Annotated in this window: 15 protein-coding genes and 2 pseudogenes; 5 read left to right on the forward strand and 12 right to left on the reverse strand. The window is 62.8% G+C overall.

All coding sequences use genetic code 11. The features are described 5' to 3' along the window. Positions 1–47 precede the first annotated feature (47 nt). Both ABID26_RS26260 and ABID26_RS26265 read left to right on the forward strand, forming a co-directional pair. Positions 48–322 (forward strand): annotated as a pseudogene (locus ABID26_RS26260) (AbrB/MazE/SpoVT family DNA-binding domain-containing protein). Next, entirely contained in the window at positions 319–534 is a 216-nt protein-coding gene (locus tag ABID26_RS26265; protein WP_292303217.1) for a PIN domain-containing protein, read from the forward strand. Before ABID26_RS26260 ends, ABID26_RS26265 begins: the two are co-directional and overlap by 4 nt. Positions 535–678: 144 nt before the next feature. Here ABID26_RS26265 and ABID26_RS26270 read toward each other — a convergent pair whose 3' ends face one another. The 9 genes from ABID26_RS26270 to ugpB all read right to left on the reverse strand — a co-directional run bounded on the left by ABID26_RS26270 (position 679) and on the right by ugpB (position 10251). Further along, positions 679–1476, reverse strand: a complete 798-nt coding sequence (locus ABID26_RS26270) for a phosphodiesterase (RefSeq protein ID WP_292303218.1) — start codon at positions 1474–1476, stop codon at positions 679–681. 22 nt (positions 1477–1498) lie between these two features. After that, on the reverse strand, positions 1499–2599 hold the full coding sequence (ugpC, locus tag ABID26_RS26275) for a sn-glycerol-3-phosphate ABC transporter ATP-binding protein UgpC (RefSeq protein WP_292303219.1): 1101 nt from the start codon (positions 2597–2599) through the stop codon (positions 1499–1501). Between the two features lie 11 nt (positions 2600–2610). Continuing rightward, positions 2611–3525, reverse strand: coding sequence for an ABC transporter permease subunit (locus ABID26_RS26280; RefSeq protein WP_292303220.1), 915 nt, complete (start codon positions 3523–3525; stop codon positions 2611–2613). A 7-nt stretch (positions 3526–3532) separates the two neighbouring features. Then, complete coding sequence (locus ABID26_RS26285) at positions 3533–4417, reverse strand: ABC transporter permease subunit (protein ID WP_126097692.1); 885 nt, start codon at positions 4415–4417, stop codon at positions 3533–3535. Positions 4418–4503: 86 nt separating this feature from the next. Further along, complete coding sequence (locus tag ABID26_RS26290) at positions 4504–5856, reverse strand: extracellular solute-binding protein (protein ID WP_292303221.1); 1353 nt, start codon at positions 5854–5856, stop codon at positions 4504–4506. A gap of 201 nt (positions 5857–6057) precedes the next feature. Continuing rightward, a complete protein-coding gene (locus ABID26_RS26295; protein WP_292344737.1) occupies positions 6058–7125 on the reverse strand; it encodes a sn-glycerol-3-phosphate import ATP-binding protein UgpC in 1068 nt (355 codons plus the stop codon). Between the two features lie 6 nt (positions 7126–7131). Beyond that, positions 7132–7980, reverse strand: a complete 849-nt coding sequence (ugpE, locus tag ABID26_RS26300) for a sn-glycerol-3-phosphate ABC transporter permease UgpE (protein ID WP_292300925.1) — start codon at positions 7978–7980, stop codon at positions 7132–7134. An 8-nt stretch (positions 7981–7988) separates the two neighbouring features. Then, positions 7989–8873 carry a sn-glycerol-3-phosphate ABC transporter permease UgpA gene (ugpA, locus tag ABID26_RS26305; protein WP_292300999.1) on the reverse strand — a complete coding sequence of 295 codons (885 nt, stop codon included), beginning with the start codon at positions 8871–8873 and terminating at the stop codon, positions 7989–7991. Between the two features lie 73 nt (positions 8874–8946). Continuing rightward, positions 8947–10251 carry a sn-glycerol-3-phosphate ABC transporter substrate-binding protein UgpB gene (ugpB, locus tag ABID26_RS26310; RefSeq protein WP_292300927.1) on the reverse strand — a complete coding sequence of 435 codons (1305 nt, stop codon included), beginning with the start codon at positions 10249–10251 and terminating at the stop codon, positions 8947–8949. A 341-nt stretch (positions 10252–10592) separates the two neighbouring features. Between ugpB and ABID26_RS26315 the strand changes: the two genes are divergently transcribed. After that, positions 10593–13034, forward strand: a complete 2442-nt coding sequence (locus tag ABID26_RS26315; protein ID WP_292344736.1) for a sensor domain-containing diguanylate cyclase — start codon at positions 10593–10595, stop codon at positions 13032–13034. Here the strand turns inward: ABID26_RS26315 and ABID26_RS26320 are convergent. After that, positions 13026–13115: pseudogene (locus ABID26_RS26320) on the reverse strand (TlpA family protein disulfide reductase); the annotation flags it as partial. The gene ABID26_RS26315 and the pseudogene ABID26_RS26320 overlap by 9 nt on opposite strands. Before the next feature lie 20 nt (positions 13116–13135). Then, positions 13136–13921: a helix-turn-helix transcriptional regulator gene (locus tag ABID26_RS26325; RefSeq protein WP_354417082.1), complete on the reverse strand. Its 786-nt coding sequence runs from the start codon at positions 13919–13921 to the stop codon at positions 13136–13138. A 19-nt stretch (positions 13922–13940) separates the two neighbouring features. Between ABID26_RS26325 and ABID26_RS26330 the strand changes: the two genes are divergently transcribed. Both ABID26_RS26330 and ABID26_RS26335 read left to right on the forward strand, forming a co-directional pair. Further along, positions 13941–14261 (forward strand): antibiotic biosynthesis monooxygenase, encoded by a 321-nt coding sequence (locus ABID26_RS26330; RefSeq protein ID WP_126097685.1) that lies wholly within the window; start codon positions 13941–13943, stop codon positions 14259–14261. A gap of 9 nt (positions 14262–14270) precedes the next feature. Continuing rightward, entirely contained in the window at positions 14271–15404 is a 1134-nt protein-coding gene (locus tag ABID26_RS26335; RefSeq protein WP_292300932.1) for a DNA alkylation repair protein, read from the forward strand. 42 nt (positions 15405–15446) lie between these two features. On the opposite strand, the gene tlpA is transcribed toward ABID26_RS26335, so the two are convergent. Continuing rightward, the gene (gene tlpA / locus ABID26_RS26340) at positions 15447–16130 is read right to left on the reverse strand and encodes a thiol:disulfide interchange protein TlpA (RefSeq protein ID WP_292300934.1); all 684 of its coding nucleotides are present in this window, start codon (positions 16128–16130) and stop codon (positions 15447–15449) included. Positions 16131–16160: the final 30 nt, after the last annotated feature.

Genomic DNA, 16160 nt, shown 5'->3' on the forward strand with positions numbered 1-16160 from the left:
TGAAAATAATGCAACTCTGCATTATTTTAGCGCTCGGAGGCCACATCATGACGACATTGACGGTTACAGCACGGGGCCAGGTCACGTTCCGAAAGGACGTGCTCAAGCACCTCGGCATCCAGCCCGGCGACAAGATCAGGCTTGATCTTCTACCCGATGGGCGAGCGGAGCTGAAAGCCGACCGGGCAAGGGCTCCTGGCAAGAGTTGAGCGGGATGCTCAAGGGCAAAACGAACGGCGCACGGCTTTCGATCGAGGAGATCAACGATGCGATCGCCGACGCCGGCGCTTCGGGCGGGATGCGCGGAACCGAGCGCAAGTGAAGATCAGCCTCGACACGAACGTGCTGTTGCGCCTTATGGTCGGGGATGACGTAGCGCAGCAACGGACAGCAGCCGGGACCCTGGAAGGGGCCGAGTTGGTCTCGATCAGCGTTCAAGCGCTCTGCGAGTTTGTTTGGGTGCTGGATAGAAGTTACCGAGTTGCGCGGCCCGACATATCCGCCTCGATCCGCGTCAAAAACAAAAAGCAATAGAGCGGTTCGCCGTTTCCGTGAAACGGTGAAACGCACTAATGCATGTCGCGCAAAAGTGCGCAGCGGTTTTGCGAAAACGACATGCATAAAAACAAGGACTTAAAGCGCGTCGCCTGAATCCGTTTCAGCGCGACGCGCTTTGGTCTACCGCACGCGCTCGCCCGTCGCCGGCGACCAGAGCGGCCAGCTTTCCAGGAAATCGCAGCTGTGGATGAGCACGCGTGCGCCGTCGATCAGTATGATCGAATAGGCAGGCGGCGCCTGCTCGACCACCTCATCGCCGACCAAGTCGAGCATGAAGCGGGCATGCAGGCCGCGCTGCGCCGAGAACGGAATGCCGGCGACCGTACCGGCAATGTCGCGATGGACATGGCCGAAGAAGATGTAGCGGACATTGCCGTGACGCATGAGCACGTCGAGCAGACGCTGCGGCTGCTCGAGGCCGAGCGGATCGAGAATAGTCAAGCCGAGCTCGACCGGCGGATGATGCAGGAACAGATAGACCGGCCTGCCGGCCGCCTCGGCAAGCCGGGCGTCCAGCCAGGCGAGGCGATTGTCGCACAGTTCTCCGGTGACGCGGCCTTCGGCCAGGCTGTCGAGGAACACCAGCCGCCCCTCCGGCGTGGCGAAGACCGATTGCACGAAGCCGTTGCCGTCGGTTCCGTTTTCCGGAAAGGCGGCGATCAGGTTGGCGCGCCGGTCGTGGTTGCCGGGCAGCAGCCGGTACGGCACAGAGAGCCGGCTCAGCGCCGATCCCAGGTCGGCATAGCTCTCGGTCTCGCCGGATTCGGTCAGGTCTCCGGTGAAGACACACAGCGCCGCGTCGCCATGGCGGGCATTGATATGGTCGACGCAGCGGTCGAGCCGCTCATTGAGGTTTGCCCCGAAGCGGACCTCGCCCCGACGGCCGAGGTGGACGTCGGTCACCTGGATGATCTTCATTCCGTGAATCCTCTTTCGATCCTTACAGCGCAGGCTCCGGCGCCGAAGCCTTGAACACGTCGAGCCGGTTTCCGGTTTCCGACGAGAAGAAGTGCAGGTCGCTCTCGGTGAATTGCAGGCCGACGGCGCTGCCCGGCTCCGGGTGAACGGTCTCGGAGGTCACCACCGAGAACGGCGCGCCGTCGAGATCGACATAGACAACCCGGCCGGCGCCCAGTTCCTCGACGAGGTCGACCGTTGCATCGAGTGCGCCCGGCGTGCCCGGCGCCACCATGCGCACGGCTTCCGGCCGGATGCCGACCGCGACTTTCGAACCCACGGCGAGGCCCGTGCGCGATACGTTGAGCTTGCGGCTGCCGCCAAGCAGCGACAGCCCGTCGAGCGTGACCGTGCCTTCGAGCATGTTCATCGCCGGCGCGCCGACGAAAGTCGACACGAAGCGGCTTGCCGGCCGGCTGTAGACTTGCGCCGGCGTGCCGACCTGCTCGACGCGCCCGCCATTCATCACCACCAGCCGGTCGGCCAGCGTCATCGCCTCGACCTGGTCGTGCGTCACGAAGACGGAGGTGGCGTTGAGCCGCCGGTGCAGCTTGCGGATTTCCGAACGCATCTGCACACGCAATTTGGCGTCGAGGTTGGAGAGCGGCTCGTCGAACAGGAAGACCTTGGGCTCGCGGATCATGGCGCGGCCCATGGCGACGCGCTGGCGCTGGCCGCCGGAAAGCGCCATCGGCTTGCGGTCGAGCAGATGCTCGAGCTCCAGGACGCGGGCGACGGCCTGGATGCGCTGCGTGCGTTCGGCGGCGGCAATGCCGGCCACCTTCAGCGAATAGCCGATGTTCTGGGCCACGCTCATATGCGGATAGAGCGCGTAGTTCTGGAACACCATGGCGCAGCCGCGCTCGCGCGGCTCGAGCTTGTTGACCACCGTGCCGTCGATGGCGATCGTGCCCCCGGAGATCTCCTCCAGCCCCGCGATCATGCGGAGCAGCGTGGACTTGCCGCAGCCTGACGGCCCGAGGATGACGACGAATTCGCCGGATTTGATGTCAAGATTGACGCCATGCACGACCTGCATCTTGGCGTAGCTCTTGCGGACGTCGCGAATGGTGATGGAGGCCATTGTCCGTCTCCTTATTTCTCGGTGGCGATCAAGCCGCGCACGAACCAGCGCTGCATCAGCACTACGACGATCAGCGGCGGCAGCATGACGATCAGCGTGCCGGCCATGGCGATATGCCACTCCGGCGCGCCGCCGACATTGGGGATGAGCTGCTTCAGCTCGGTCACCGCCGTCGCATGCGACTGATCGGTGGTGATCAGCAGCGGCCACAGATACTGGTTCCAGGCCCACAGGAACATGATGGTGCCGAGCGCCGCCATGTTGTTGCGCGACAGCGGCAGCAGGATATCGACGAAGAAACGCAGCGCGCCGGCGCCATCCATGCGCGCCGCCTCTGTCAATTCGTCCGGCACGGTCAGGAAGAACTGCCGGTAGAGGAAGGTGCCGGTGGCGGTCGCGACCAGCGGCAGGATCAGGCCGCTGTAGGAATTGAGCAGCCCCAGGCTCAGCGAAACCTGCACGCCCGATATCTTCTCGATCAGCCAGGAGAGCCCGGTCAGGTCCATGATCGCCTGATAGGGCGACAAGACGTTGGCGACCACCGCGTAGGTCGGCACGATGCGCACTTCCAGCGGCAGCATCAGCGTGACGAAGATCAGCCAGAAGATCAGCATCCGCCCGGGGTAGCGGAAATAGACGATCGAGAAGGCTGTGAGCGCCGAGACGATCACCTTGCCGGCGGCGACGCCCGCCGCCATGACGAAGCTGTTGAAGAGCTTCGGACCGAGGTCGGCCGTCGTCCAGGCGGTCTTGACGTTGACCCAGAAGTCGCTGCCCGGCAGCAGCGACATCGGCACATCATTGACCTCCTTCAGATTGTGCGAGGCGGCGATCGCCACGATGACGAATGGCGCCACGCACAAAACGAAGCCGGCGAACAAGATCAGATGCGTGAAGAAGTTGAGGATCGGGGTGCGCTCGACCATGGCCGCCTCACCGATAATGCACGCGCCGCTCGATGAAGCGGAACTGGACGATGGTGAGCATGATGATGAGCAGCATCAGGATAATGCTCTGCGCTGCCGCGCCCGAATAATCGAGGCCTTTGAAGCCATCGGAATAGATCTTGTAGACCATCAGGTTGGTGGCGTTCGCCGGGCCGCCGGCGGTCATGATATCGACGATACCGAAGGAGTCCTGGAAGCTTTCGGTGATGTTGATGACCAGCAGGAAGAAGATCGTCGGCGTGATCAGCGGAAACTGGATGTCCCGGAAGCGGCGCACGACGCCCGAGCCGTCCATCGCCGCCGCCTCGATCAGCGAGCGCGGGATTGCCTGCAGGGCGGCGAGGAAGAAGATGAAATTGTAGCCGACATATTTCCATGAGAAGGCGATGATGACGGAGGCCATAGCGTCGGCGCCGTTGAGGCCGGGGTCCCAGACGCCCGGCCAGAACTTGTTGACGGCGGCCATGAAGCCGGCTTCCGGCGCCAGGATGAAACGGAAGGCCAGCGCCAGCGCGGGTGCCGCGATGCCGTAAGGCCAGATCAGCACGACGCGGTAGAGACGTGAGCCGGCAAGCTGCCGGTCGGTCAAAGTGGCGAGCACCAGCGCGATGACCATGGCGAGCCCGGTGCTGGTCGCCGCGAAGACAAGGCTGGCTGTGATCGAATTCCAGTAGTCGGCGTTGGCGAGGATCGAGCGGAAATTGTCGAGCCCGACCCAGATATTGCCGCCGCCCCAAGGCTGCTGCAGCGTCAGCGACCAATAGACCGCCTGTCCGGCCGGCCAGTAGAAGAAGGTGAAGATCAGGATCAGCTGCGGCACCGCGAACAGGATGCCGATCGTCCATTTGCCGAAGGTAACGCGTTTTTCCATCGATCCGCCGAAGCCGTCGAGCGGCTAGCCCTGATAAGAAAAGACCGCTCGCCGGCTGCCGGCGAGCGGCCTTGAATTCTATTCGCTTAGGGCAGCATCTTGTTGGGGTAGGTCTGCTGGAAGCGGTCGAGGATCGCGTCGCCGTTCTTGACCAGCGAGTCTATGCCGTCCTGCACGCTCTCCTTGTTGGCGAAGATCGCCTGCATCTGCGTGCCGAACTCGGCGCGGATCTGGGTGAAGTTGCCGAGGCGGATGCCGCGGGTGATCTCGGTCGGCTCCGAGGCGGTCAGGCTTTCGATCGCCACTTCACGGCCCTTGTAAGGCGCCTTGTCGTAAAAGCCGTTTGCCTTCATGTATTCGAAGCCCGACTTCGTCACCGGGATGTAGCCGGTGTTGGTCGACCAGAACAACGCGGTCTTGGGGTCGTGTATGAAGTTGAGGAAGGCGGCGGCACCTTTGTACTCCGCGTCCGACTTGCCGGACAGCACCCACAGCGACGCGCCGCCGACCAGCGAGTTCTTGCGCTCGGTGCCGGCATAGACCGGCAGCTCGGCGACATCCCAGTTCATGCCTTCCTTCTGGGTCTTGCCGACCGTGCCGTGGTCGCCGACCGAGGTCATGATGACCTGGCAGGTGCCGGTGGCGAAGGCCTGGACCATATCCTGGCCGAGGTCCTTCGATTTGATCTTGATCAGGCCGTCGTCATACCACTTCTTCAGGTCGGTGACGTACTGGACGAACTTGGTCTTGTTCATTTCCAGGCGGGCGTCGAGACCGTCATAGCCGTTGTTCTTGGTGGCGATCGGCTGGTTGTGGAGCGCCGAGAACTGCTCCATCAGCTGCCAACTTTCGTTGCCGGAGATGTTGATCGCCATCGGGCAATCATAGCCGGCGTCCTTCAGCGCCTTGAGGTCGGCGCCGACATCTTCCCAGGTCCTCGGCGCCTCGGTCTTGCCGATCTTGGTGAAAGCGTCCTTGTTCCAGTACATCAGCGCGGTGGACGAGTTGAACGGGAAGGACAGCATCTCGCCCTTCGACGTCGCGTAGTAGCGGGCGATGCCGGGAAAATAGTCGCTGTAGTCGATCTTGTAGCCGTTCTCTTCCATCAGCTTGTCGGCGGGCTTGTAGGCGCCCGACAGCATCATCGTGGCGGTGCCGACGTCATAGACCTGGACGACGGTCGGCTGTTTGCCGGCGCGGAAGGCGGCGATCGTGTTCTGCAGCGTGGCATCGTAATTGCCCTGGCTGGTGCAGACCACCTCATAGTCGGACTGCGAGGCGTTGAAGTTCTTGCACAGCGTGTCGACGACGCGTGCCAGATCGCCCGACAGGCCGAACCAGAAATCGAATTTAACCGGCGCTGCGGCGGCAGGCAGCGCGAGCGCGACGCCGAGCGTGCCGGCGGCAAAAGCCGCAAGGCCCTGCTTGATGATCGACATGGATTTATTCCCTCTTGAGTGGCTGAAGACAACGGGCTTGCGCAAGTCCTTGCCTGCTCTCTTAGAGAAGGTATGTGACAGTTCTGCTGTGGCTCGGGGCGTTGTGGAAAAGTCAGGTTGCGCGGCGACGGAACACGGCTTCCTCGGCCTGCAGCGCCTTATGGCCTTGCCGGCCGCGATCGATCTCCGAGCGACGCCGCTTCAGCCGACTCGCTTTCCGTCGCCGTCGAACCAGTGCAGCTTTTCGGCGCCGGCAGCGACATGCAGCCGGTCGCCCGGCTTGGCGCTGGCGCGGCCGCCGACGCGCACGACGATGCGGCCGCCGCCGGCCGCGCAGTGAAGGAAGCTCTCGGCCCCAACCGGCTCGACGGCTTCGACGGTCGCCGGCAAGACCAGAGCGCCGGTCGGCATCTCCGCGGCGACCGCGATATCGGCATCCTCCGGCCGAAAACCGATCGTTGCGGCTCGTCGCTCGGGGGGCGCGAGGTTGATCGCCGTCCCATCGGACAGCGCCAGACCGGCCGGTCGTTCCGCCAGGGGCAGCAGGTTCATCGGCGGCGCGCCGATGAAGGACGCGACGAATGTCGAGGCCGGCTTTTCGTAGATGTCGAGCGGAGCGCCCATCTGCTCGACCAGCCCGGCATTCATGACGACAAGCATGTCGGCCAAAGTCATCGCCTCGAGCTGGTCGTGGGTGACATAGACCGAAGTGACGCCTAGTGAACGCTGCAGGTTCTTGATTTCCACTCGCATCTGGCCGCGCAGCTTCGCGTCGAGGTTGGAGAGCGGCTCGTCGAACAGGAAGACTTTCGGATTGCGCACGATGGCGCGGCCCATGGCGACGCGCTGGCGCTGCCCGCCGGAAAGCTCGCGCGGGCGCCGGTCGAGCAGCGCCGACAGTTCCAGGATTTTGGCGGTCGCGCGCACCCTGCTGTCGATCTCGGCCTTCGGCGTGCCGCGATTGCGCAGGCCGTAGGCCATGTTGTCGTACACCTTCATGTGCGGGTAGAGCGCGTAGTTCTGGAACACCATGGCGATGTCGCGCTCGGTCGGACCGATGGCGTTGACGATCTTGCCGTCGATCGCAACCGTCCCGGAAGAGATGGTCTCGAGTCCGGCGATCATCCTGAGCAGCGTGGACTTGCCGCAGCCGGAAGGACCGACCAGCACGCAAAGCTGCTTGTCCGGAATGGCGATGGAAACGCCTTTCACGGCCTCGACGCCACCGGCATAGACCTTTTTCACATCGTTCAGATCAACGGTCGCCATCGGCCCTCACTTCTCGGATTCAACGAGCCCGCGCACGAACCAGCGCTGCATCAGCACCACGACAAGGATCGGCGGCACGATGGCCAACATCGCCGTTACCATGACAAGGTGCCACTGGGTGTCGGCATCGGCGAAGGAGACCATCTTTTTCAGCGCGATGACGATGGTGTTCATGTCGTTGCTGTTGGTGACCAGCAGCGGCCACAGATATTGCGTCCAGCCATAGATGAAGAGGATGACGAACAGCGCCGCGATGTTGGTGCGCGACAGCGGCAGGAGGATGTCGAAGAAGAAGCGCCACGGCCCAGCCCCGTCGACGCGCGCCGCCTCGACGAGCTCGCCCGGAATGGTCATGAAAAACTGCCTGAACAACAGCGTCGCGGTGGCCGAAGCGATCAGCGGGATGATCAGGCCGGCATAGGTGTCGATCATGCCGAGATCGACCATCACCTTGTAGGTCGGCAGGATGCGCACCTCGACGGGCAGCATCAGGGTGATGAAGATCAGCCAGAAGAAGGTCATGCGCAGCGGAAAACGGAAAAAGACGATCGCGTAGGCCGACAGGATCGAGATGAAGATCTTTCCGACCGCGACGCCGAGCGCCATGATCGTGGTGTTGAAAAGCAGCCTGCCGACGCTGACCCCGCCGATGCGCCCGACACCGCCGAACAGCGCCTCGCCGTAATTGTTCCAGAACTGGTCGCCGGGCAGCAGCGGCAAAGGCGGCTTGAGGATCGTCTGCAGCGTCTGCGTCGAGGCGACGAAGGTATAGTAGATGGGAAACGCGACGATCAGAATGCCGAGGATGAGAGCGGCATGGGCGATCAGGATGCGCAACGGGGACTGGCCGATCATCGCTCGCCTCAGCCGTAATGAACCTTGCGTTCCACATAGCGGAACTGGATGGCGGTGAGAGCGATGACGATGGCCATCAGGATTACCGACTGCGCCGCCGAATCGCCGAGGATCAGGTTGACGAAGCCATCATTGTAGACCTTGTAAACCAGCGTCTCGGTCGTCTTGCCCGGTCCGCCGCCGGTGACGGCATGGACGATGCCGAACGTGTCGAACAGGGCATAGACCGTATTGACGACCAGCAGGAAGAAGGTCGTCGGCGCAAGCAGCGGGAAGACGATGGTCCAGAAGCGCTTGGTCTCGCGAGCGCCATCGATCGCCGCCGCCTCGATCAGGGTTTTGGGCACCGCCTGCAGCCCGGCGACGAAGAACAGGAAATTGTAGCTGATCTGCTTCCATGCCGCGGCGGACACCAAAAGGATCATGGCGTGGTTGCCGTTGAGCAGCGGGTCCCAGGCGATGCCGAGACTTCTCAGCACATAGGATAGCGAGCCGATCGAGGGGTTGAACAGGAACAGCCACAACATGCCGGCGATCGCCGGCGCGACCGCATAGGGCCAGATCATCAGCGTGCGGTAGAGCGCTTTGCCGCGCACCACCTTTTCGGCCATCACGGCAAGCAGCAATGCCACGGCCATCGCCACGATCGCGGTGGCAAGCGAAAACACGACCGTGACCTTGATCGAGTTGAGATAGGCCGGATCGGCAAGCACTTTGCGGAAATTGGCGAACCACACGAACTTGCTCTTCAGCCCGAACGGATCCTGCCTGAGCATGGACTGGTAGAGCGCCTGCCCGGCCGGCCAGTAGAAGAAAACCAGCGTTATGGCGAGTTGCGGCGCCACAAGCAGGTAAGGCAGGACCTTGTTGGGAAAAACGACGCGAGGGGTCAGCTTCGTGCTCTCATCATGCGAGGGTCGCCCACGCGAACCTGCGCGGGCGACGTTCCGTCTCGACAGCCAGGGTCTAGTTCCCCAACGCGTCCTTGATGGCGGCATTGCCGCGCGAGACGGCATTGTCGAGCGCCTGCTGGGCCGTTTCCTGGCCGGCCAGCATCTTCTCGAACTCCTCGTTCTGGATATCGCGCACCTGCGGCAGATTGGGCAGCCGCACACCCTTGGAATTCTCGGTCGGCGCCTTGCCGGTCATCTGCAGGATCGGTGTCTCGCGGCCGGGGTTCTTGTCATAGAAGCCGGATTTCTTGGTCGCCTCATACGCTGCGAGCGTTACCGGCAGGTAGCCCGACTTCTGGTGCAGATATTCCTGCACCTCGGTCTTGGAGAGATAAGCGAAGAAGGCAGCGACGCCCTTGTATTCTTCATCCGACTTGCCGCTGAAAACCCAGAGGCTGGCGCCGCCCGGCGTCGTGTTCTGCGGCGCGCCCTTGGCGTCGCTGTCGTAAGGCAATTGGCCGATGCCGTAGTTCATGCCGGACTTGACGATGTCGCCGAGGCCACCTGACGATTCCGTGAAGATGCCGCATTCGCCGGCGAGGAATATCTGCTTTGCTTCGGAGGTGCGTCCGCCATATTTGAAGGTGCCGTCCTTGGCGAGGTCCGCCAGCGCCTGAAAGTGGTTAACGAAGATCGGCGCGTTGATCTTGAGCTCGACATCGCCTCCGGCCAGTCCGTTCTGCTGGGTCGCCCAGGACACATTGTTCCAAGCGGCAAAATTCTCCAGATGGATCCAGGTCAGCCATGTCGAGGTGTAGCCGCAAGGAGCGGCGCCGCTCGCCTTGATCTTCTTTGCCGCTTCCCAGACCTCGTTCCAGGTCTTGGGCGGGCTGTTCACGTCGAGGCCGGCCTTCTGGAAGATGTCCTTGTTGTAGTAGAGGATCGGCGAGGACGAATTGTAGGGGAAGGACAGCATGGTACCGTCCGGCTTCGAATAGTAGCCGACGATCCCGGGCAGATACTGGCTCTTGTCGAAAGTCATCCCGGCGCCCGTCAACACATCGGCCACCGGCTTGATCGCGCTTTCGGCTGCCATCATGACGCCGGTGCCGACGTCGAACACCTGGATGATGTCTGGCGCTTGGCCGGCCCGGAAGGCAGCGATGCCGGCATTTAGCGTTTCGGGATAGGTGCCCTTGAACACCGGCACGATCTGGTAGTCGCTCTGGCTGGCGTTGAAGTCCTTCGAGATCTTGTCGACGACCTCGGCATTGGCGCCTGTCATGGCGTGCCACCAGCTGATCTGTGTGACGGCAAAGGCAGAGGTGGTGGAAAACAGCATCAAGGCGGCACCGGCCGCGAAGCCGAAGAACTTCATGTTTCATCTCCCGTTTGTCATTGGCGGAAGGAATACTCCCGCAAAGCCAATATGTGCCGCCCGCCTCCGTCGGACAACGGTTTTGTTGCTCCTCGGCATACTTCGCTTCCGGCTAAAATAGCGAGAAGCAATGTAGATAGCCGGCTCACCAAAGGGCGAACGATACGCCGGCCCGGAAGGATTGTCTGCTAAGTCGGCCTCTGCCCATTGTCATTGCAAACCGTCCAGTGCTCTACAACCCGCAAAGCACGCTGTAGTTGCATGCGCAATAACTGATTTTTCAATCGTCGAGCCCTAATCAATTCCGACTTGATTGATGCGGGAAGATCAGGTGAAGCAGGATGTTGACCGTCTATAATTGCATCGTGCACGAGCACGATCTGAGATTGGTCGCGCTTGCGGCGCTCATCTGCGGAATCTCCTGTTACTCCGCGGTCAATCTTCTTCGCCACGTCCAGCAATCGACCAGTCGAAACCGCTATGCCTGGCTGCTGATCGCCGCCACGGCGACAGGATTCGGCATCTGGGCGACGCATTTCATCGCCATGGTCGCCTTCACGCCAGGAATACCCAACGCCTACAACGCGGAGCTTTCCGCGCTGTCGCTGGCCGCTTCCGTCATCCTGACGGCGGCGGGAATGTGGATCGCCACTATGCGTGGCGGCATCGATCACTACCTTGTCGGCGGCGCCGTGCTCGGCGCAGGCATCGCCGTGATGCACTATACCGGCATGGCGGCGTTCGAGGTCCAGGGCAGGATCGTCTGGAATGAGCTGCTCGTCGCTCTTTCGCTGGTGGCGGGCATCACGCTTGCCGCGCTTTCGCTGCTCGTTGTGCTGCGCCGCCCGTCGACACTTACGACGATCGCCGCCGCCATCCTGCTCACATTGGCGATCTGCACCCTGCATTTCATCGCCATGGGGGCCGTCTCGATCTACCCGGATTCCTCGATAGAGATCTCTCAATTCACGATAGCGCCGCTGTCGCAGGCCTTTGCCGCCGCGGCGGCGAGCCTGGTCATCCTCGTGCTCTCGGCCGCGGCGCTCAGGATCGATCTGCGCTTCCGCCGTCACCGGGTCGAGGCCGAGCGCATGCATGGCCTGGCCAACGCCGCCGTGGAAGGGCTCATCGTCTGCGACGGCAGCCGCATCGTCAGCGCCAACGACAGCATCGCGGCGCTGAGCGGCGTCACCGCCGGCACGCTGAACACGATGACGCTTGGCGATCTTTTCGGCGAGCGCGTTGCCTTAGGCGTCGCCGGCGGCACCGGCCAGGCGCAGGAAGCCGAGTTGCGCAGCCAGGACGGCACCCGGATCCCCGTCGAGCTGATCGCCCGCAGCATCGACTATTGCGGCAAGCCTCACGACGTCGTCGCCGTCCGCGACATTCGCGAGCGCAAGAAGGCCGAACAGGAGATCCTTCACCTGGCGCATTTCGATCCGCTGACCGGGCTTGCCAACCGCCGCAGCTTCACCAGCCGGCTCGAAGCCGAGATCGCCGCGGCGGGCACGAGCCGCAAGGGCGGGCAGCTCGCGCTCATGCTTCTCGATCTCGACCGGTTCAAGGAAGTGAACGACCTCTTCGGTCACGCGGCCGGCGACGCCGTGCTGCAAAGGGTGGCGCAATGCACATCGAGTGTGCTCCGCCACGGGCAGATGCTGGCCCGCCTCGGCGGCGATGAGTTCGCGATCATCGCGCCGAACCTTCCCGATCCGCAGGCCGCCGGCCGGATCGCCGAGGCCGTGCTTGCAAAACTGCGCCAGGAAAGCCAGTTGTCGCCCGGCGGCGAACTGGTGTCGGCCAGTATCGGCATCGCCCTTTTCCCGCTCGACGCCGACGAGCAGGCGGCGCTGGTCAGCCACGCCGACACCGCCCTCTACCGCGCCAAGGCCGAGGGCAAGGACACCTACCGCTATTTCGAGGCTTCGATGGGTGCGGAGACGCGCGACCGGCGCGCCATGGAACACGATCTGCGCCAGGCGGTGGCACGCGGCGAGTTCCGGCTGGTCTACCAGCCGCAAAAGGAAATCAGCAGCGGCAAGATGATCGGCTTCGAAGCCCTGATCCGCTGGCATCATCCCGAACGAGGCAATATCCCGCCGTCCGTTTTCATCCCGGTCGCCGAAGACAGCGGCGGCATCGCCCAGATCGGCGAATGGGTGCTGGCGACGGCTTGCGAGGAGGCCGCGCGCTGGAAAAATCCGCTGACGATCGCCGTCAATGTTTCGGCAGTGCAACTGCACAATCCGAATTTCAGCCGCAAGGTGCACGAGATCCTTCTCCGCACCGGCCTTGCACCCGGCCGGCTGGAGCTCGAGGTGACCGAGACGGCGCTTATCAAGGACATGCCGCGGGCGCTCGCGACCTTGCGGCAGGTCAAGGCGCTTGGTGTCCGCGTCGCGATGGACGATTTCGGAACCGGCTATTCGTCGCTGTCCAACCTGCGCGCCTTCCCCTTCGATAAGATCAAGATCGACGGCTCCTTCATCAAATCGGTCGACAGGAACGGCCAGGTCGCGGCCATCGTGCGCGCCGTGCTGGGGCTGGGGCGCGGTCTCGGCCTGCCGGTTCTGGCCGAAGGCGTCGAGACGCTGGACGAATTGCGCTTCCTCGATGCCGAGGACTGCGAGATCGGCCAGGGATACTATCTCGGCAGGCCGGGCCCGATCGAGACCTTCAGCGAGCTGACCGGCGTGCCGGCGCCGGCGGCCAACGATCGCGCCCAGGCTCGCGGCGGCAGCATCCTGATGCTGGAGCCGGCCGCCGCATCGCGCTCAGCCTGACGGACTGACCGCTGCTTCCACCAGCCGCTTGGCGTCGGGGCTCGACCATTCCGCCGGGCCGTTCATATGCGCGATCGGGCAGGCCCAGCGCCGGCTCATGTTTAAGGCTTGATCACGTCCACGCCTTCAATCGCTTTGTCGAAAATTTCAGGCCGCCGCAGCTGAAACTGTTCCTCCTCGACGAGCGCGAATCTCATCCTGTCGCATCGGAAGCTGCGCACTGCGTCACGATCTCGATCCCATCCGATCACGTACCAGACGGGATAGTTCAATAGCAGGAGTTGCGGTTCCACCAGCCGCATCGCTTTTCTGTTCTGCACGTCCGTGTAGCTGAAACGCAACACGCGTGTTTCGAGGAAGGCGCGAAACAGCGCATTGATGCTATCGCCGTCGGGGACCGCGAAGCCCTGTACGACCGAAGCGGATGCGCTGTGGCCGATGAGGATACGGTTCCGCAACGCTTCGATGCGGTCGCGGAGGGCCGGGGCGAAGGACGCCGTCAGCTTGCGCCGAATCGAGGATAGATTGGCAATCAGCCAGGGGGACTGAAGCTGCTCCGCGATGGCGAGGCTAACCAGCAGGTCGACCGCTTCGCGATAGGTCAGCGTCACGCGCCCAATACCCCATGTCCGGTGCAGCCGGACGCCGCCCCCTCGACCTCGATCCGACTCTACCGGCAGCCCTCGCTCGCGCAGGATCTCGAGGTCGCGGGCGAGCGTCCGCGCGCTGATGCCGAGCTCGCTGGCGATCTCAGCGATGGTCATTGGTTCGTCCGCTTTAAGACGGCTCGCGAGCAAATCAAGCCGGTCAAGCCGGCTGCGGGCAGAGGCACGTGGCATTGGAGAAATATGCCATAAAATGACAGCTTTAAAACTACGAGAAATCATCGCAATCGAGGATACGACAATGACTGCAATCACTGTGGAAATGGCGAAGATCAATTTGGCCGTCGGGAAATCAGAAGCCGAACTCGTCGCTGCATCAGAACGGTTTCAGCGAGAGTTTCTTGGCAGGCAACCGGGGTTCCTCCGCCGTGAGCTTCTACGGCTGTACGAAGGAAACTACCTCGATCTTGTCCATTGGCGAAGCGCTGCCGACGCCAGAGCGGTAATGGAGCATGCGATGGAGTCGCCCCAGTGCCAGGCGTATTTCGCGGTTATGGCGATGGACGCGGACAAGCCCGACGAGGGGGTTGCTCACTATACGTCCCTCGCGGTCTACGGCTGAGGTCCGCTCTTGGAGCCGTTCAAGAACGTCTTCTCGCCGGATTTGGTGCGCTGTCTGGCGGCGCACCTGAAGCGGTGCATGCGAGGATTCGATGCCGCGGCCTTTGCTGCCGCAATCGAGCCGCGGCTTGCCGGGCTGGAGCTCAAAGCACGAGCACAGTTGATTGCAGACCAGCTGCATGACGCCCTGCCTGCCGATCCGGCTCGTCGCGCGGAAATCCTGCTTGCGATGCTCCACCCTGACCGGCTCGATCATGCCGATCAGCCTTCCGATGAAGACGGCATCTGCGGATGGGCCATCATGCCGCTGACGATGCTGGTCGGCCACCATGGGATCGACGATTTCGACCGTTCGATGTCGCTCATGCGCGAGTTGACCACGCGCTTTTCAGCGGAGTTCGGCATCCGCTACTTGCTGCTCGCGGACCAGCCCCGCGCATTGGCGATCATGGCGGGTTGGATCGGCGATCCCAACCGCCATGTGCGACGATTGGTTTCAGAAGGTACACGGCCGCGCTTGCCCTGGGCCATGCAATTGCCGGCGCTGATAACCGATCCGGGGCCAGTTATACCGCTGCTTGAACGATTGCGCGACGACCCCGAACCTTATGTGCGTCGATCAGTGGCGAACCACCTCAACGACATTTCCAAAGATCATCCCGCCATAGTTGTCGAACTTGCAGCTCGATGGATGATCGGAGCAGAGGGCGAGCGCAAAGCGTTGCTTCGGCACGCCTGCCGCACGCTCATCAAGCAAGGCCAGGCAGACGCCCTTGCGATTTTCGGAAGCCGCCGACCGGAAATCGAGATGGAACCGCCCAGGCTGTCGGCACGAGAAGTCAGGATGGGCGAAACAATCGACCTGTCAATCACCCTGCGGTCGCTGTCGACGCAATCGCAGCGCCTGACCATCGACTATGTGCTGCATCTCCTGAAGGCCGGCGGTTCAAGACGACCGAAAGTCTTCAAGGGTGGGAATATCGTCCTCGCCCCTGGCGAGGCGACGACATTCAGCCGCCGGCACGCCTTCAAGGAGGTCACGACGCGGCGGCACTATCCAGGCGCGCACGGGGTTTCGTTTCGAATCAACGGACAGGACACCGCGCAGGCAGATTTCTCTCTGTTATTAGATGGGCATAGCTGACCCGGGAACTTCTCCCGAACTGAAATTTTGGCAGACCCGCGTTCACGGCGCCAATGCGGTCTCCACCAGCCGCTTGGCGTCGGGGCTCGACCATTCGGCCGGCCCGTTCATATGCGCGATCAGGCAGCCTTCGCCGTCGATCAGCATCGTCACCGGCAAGCCCAGCGCCAGCCCGCGTGTCTTGACCTCGTTGAACAAAGCTATCGTCGGATCCCGGTAATAGCCGAGCGTCTCGACGCCGATCTCCTTGAGGAATTTCTTAGGCTTGGCGTCGTCGCCGGTGTCGACGTTAACCGAGACGACCTCGAAGGCGTCGCTGCCCTTTTCCTTCTGCAGCGCGTCGAGCGCCGGCATTTCGGCGCGGCAGGGTGCGCACCATGTCGCCCAGAGATTGAGCAGCACCGTCTTGCCGGCACGGTCGGCGATCGTCATCGGCTTGCCGTCGGGGCCGTTGAAGGCAAGGCTCTTCAGCGACTGCGGCGGATCGGCCGGCTGCAGCGCTGCCACCTGGCCGACGGCCTTTGCCGCGACCTGCCTGGCCCGCTCGCCCTTGGCCTTGCACGCGACGTCGTCCTTGCTGCTGCCGGCGGCGGCAACCTGATCTGGCGCGTTGTTGCCAGAACCGCTCTCGCTGACATATACCGCGACCGCGCCCGCCAGCACGCCCGCCGCAAGGGCGGCGAGGATGAGGCGCGGGGCCGGGAAGAATTTATTGCCGTCTGCCATTTTCTTAAAAACTGCTCCGGAGCACGGGTT

Source organism: Mesorhizobium shonense, from assembly GCF_040545255.1.
Classification (GTDB): Bacteria; Pseudomonadota; Alphaproteobacteria; order Rhizobiales; family Rhizobiaceae; genus Mesorhizobium; species Mesorhizobium shonense.

Excerpts from the sequence above, each read along its gene's own strand:
- ABID26_RS26270 (WP_292303218.1), bottom strand. The coding sequence starts at position 1,476 with ATGAAGATCATCCAGGTGACCGACGTCCACCTCGGCCGTCGGGGCGAG.
- ugpE (WP_292300925.1), bottom strand. The coding sequence starts at position 7,980 with ATGATCGGCCAGTCCCCGTTGCGCATCCTGATCGCCCATGCCGCTCTC.
- ABID26_RS26330 (WP_126097685.1), top strand. The coding sequence starts at position 13,941 with ATGACTGCAATCACTGTGGAAATGGCGAAGATCAATTTGGCCGTCGGG.
- ABID26_RS26290 (WP_292303221.1), bottom strand. The coding sequence starts at position 5,856 with ATGTCGATCATCAAGCAGGGCCTTGCGGCTTTTGCCGCCGGCACGCTC.
- ABID26_RS26280 (WP_292303220.1), bottom strand. The coding sequence starts at position 3,525 with ATGGTCGAGCGCACCCCGATCCTCAACTTCTTCACGCATCTGATCTTG.
- tlpA (WP_292300934.1), bottom strand. The coding sequence starts at position 16,130 with ATGGCAGACGGCAATAAATTCTTCCCGGCCCCGCGCCTCATCCTCGCC.
- ugpB (WP_292300927.1), bottom strand. The coding sequence starts at position 10,251 with ATGAAGTTCTTCGGCTTCGCGGCCGGTGCCGCCTTGATGCTGTTTTCC.
- ugpC (WP_292303219.1), bottom strand. The coding sequence starts at position 2,599 with ATGGCCTCCATCACCATTCGCGACGTCCGCAAGAGCTACGCCAAGATG.
- ABID26_RS26295 (WP_292344737.1), bottom strand. The coding sequence starts at position 7,125 with ATGGCGACCGTTGATCTGAACGATGTGAAAAAGGTCTATGCCGGTGGC.
- ABID26_RS26315 (WP_292344736.1), top strand. The coding sequence starts at position 10,593 with ATGTTGACCGTCTATAATTGCATCGTGCACGAGCACGATCTGAGATTG.
- ABID26_RS26325 (WP_354417082.1), bottom strand. The coding sequence starts at position 13,921 with ATGATTTCTCGTAGTTTTAAAGCTGTCATTTTATGGCATATTTCTCCA.
- ABID26_RS26285 (WP_126097692.1), bottom strand. The coding sequence starts at position 4,417 with ATGGAAAAACGCGTTACCTTCGGCAAATGGACGATCGGCATCCTGTTC.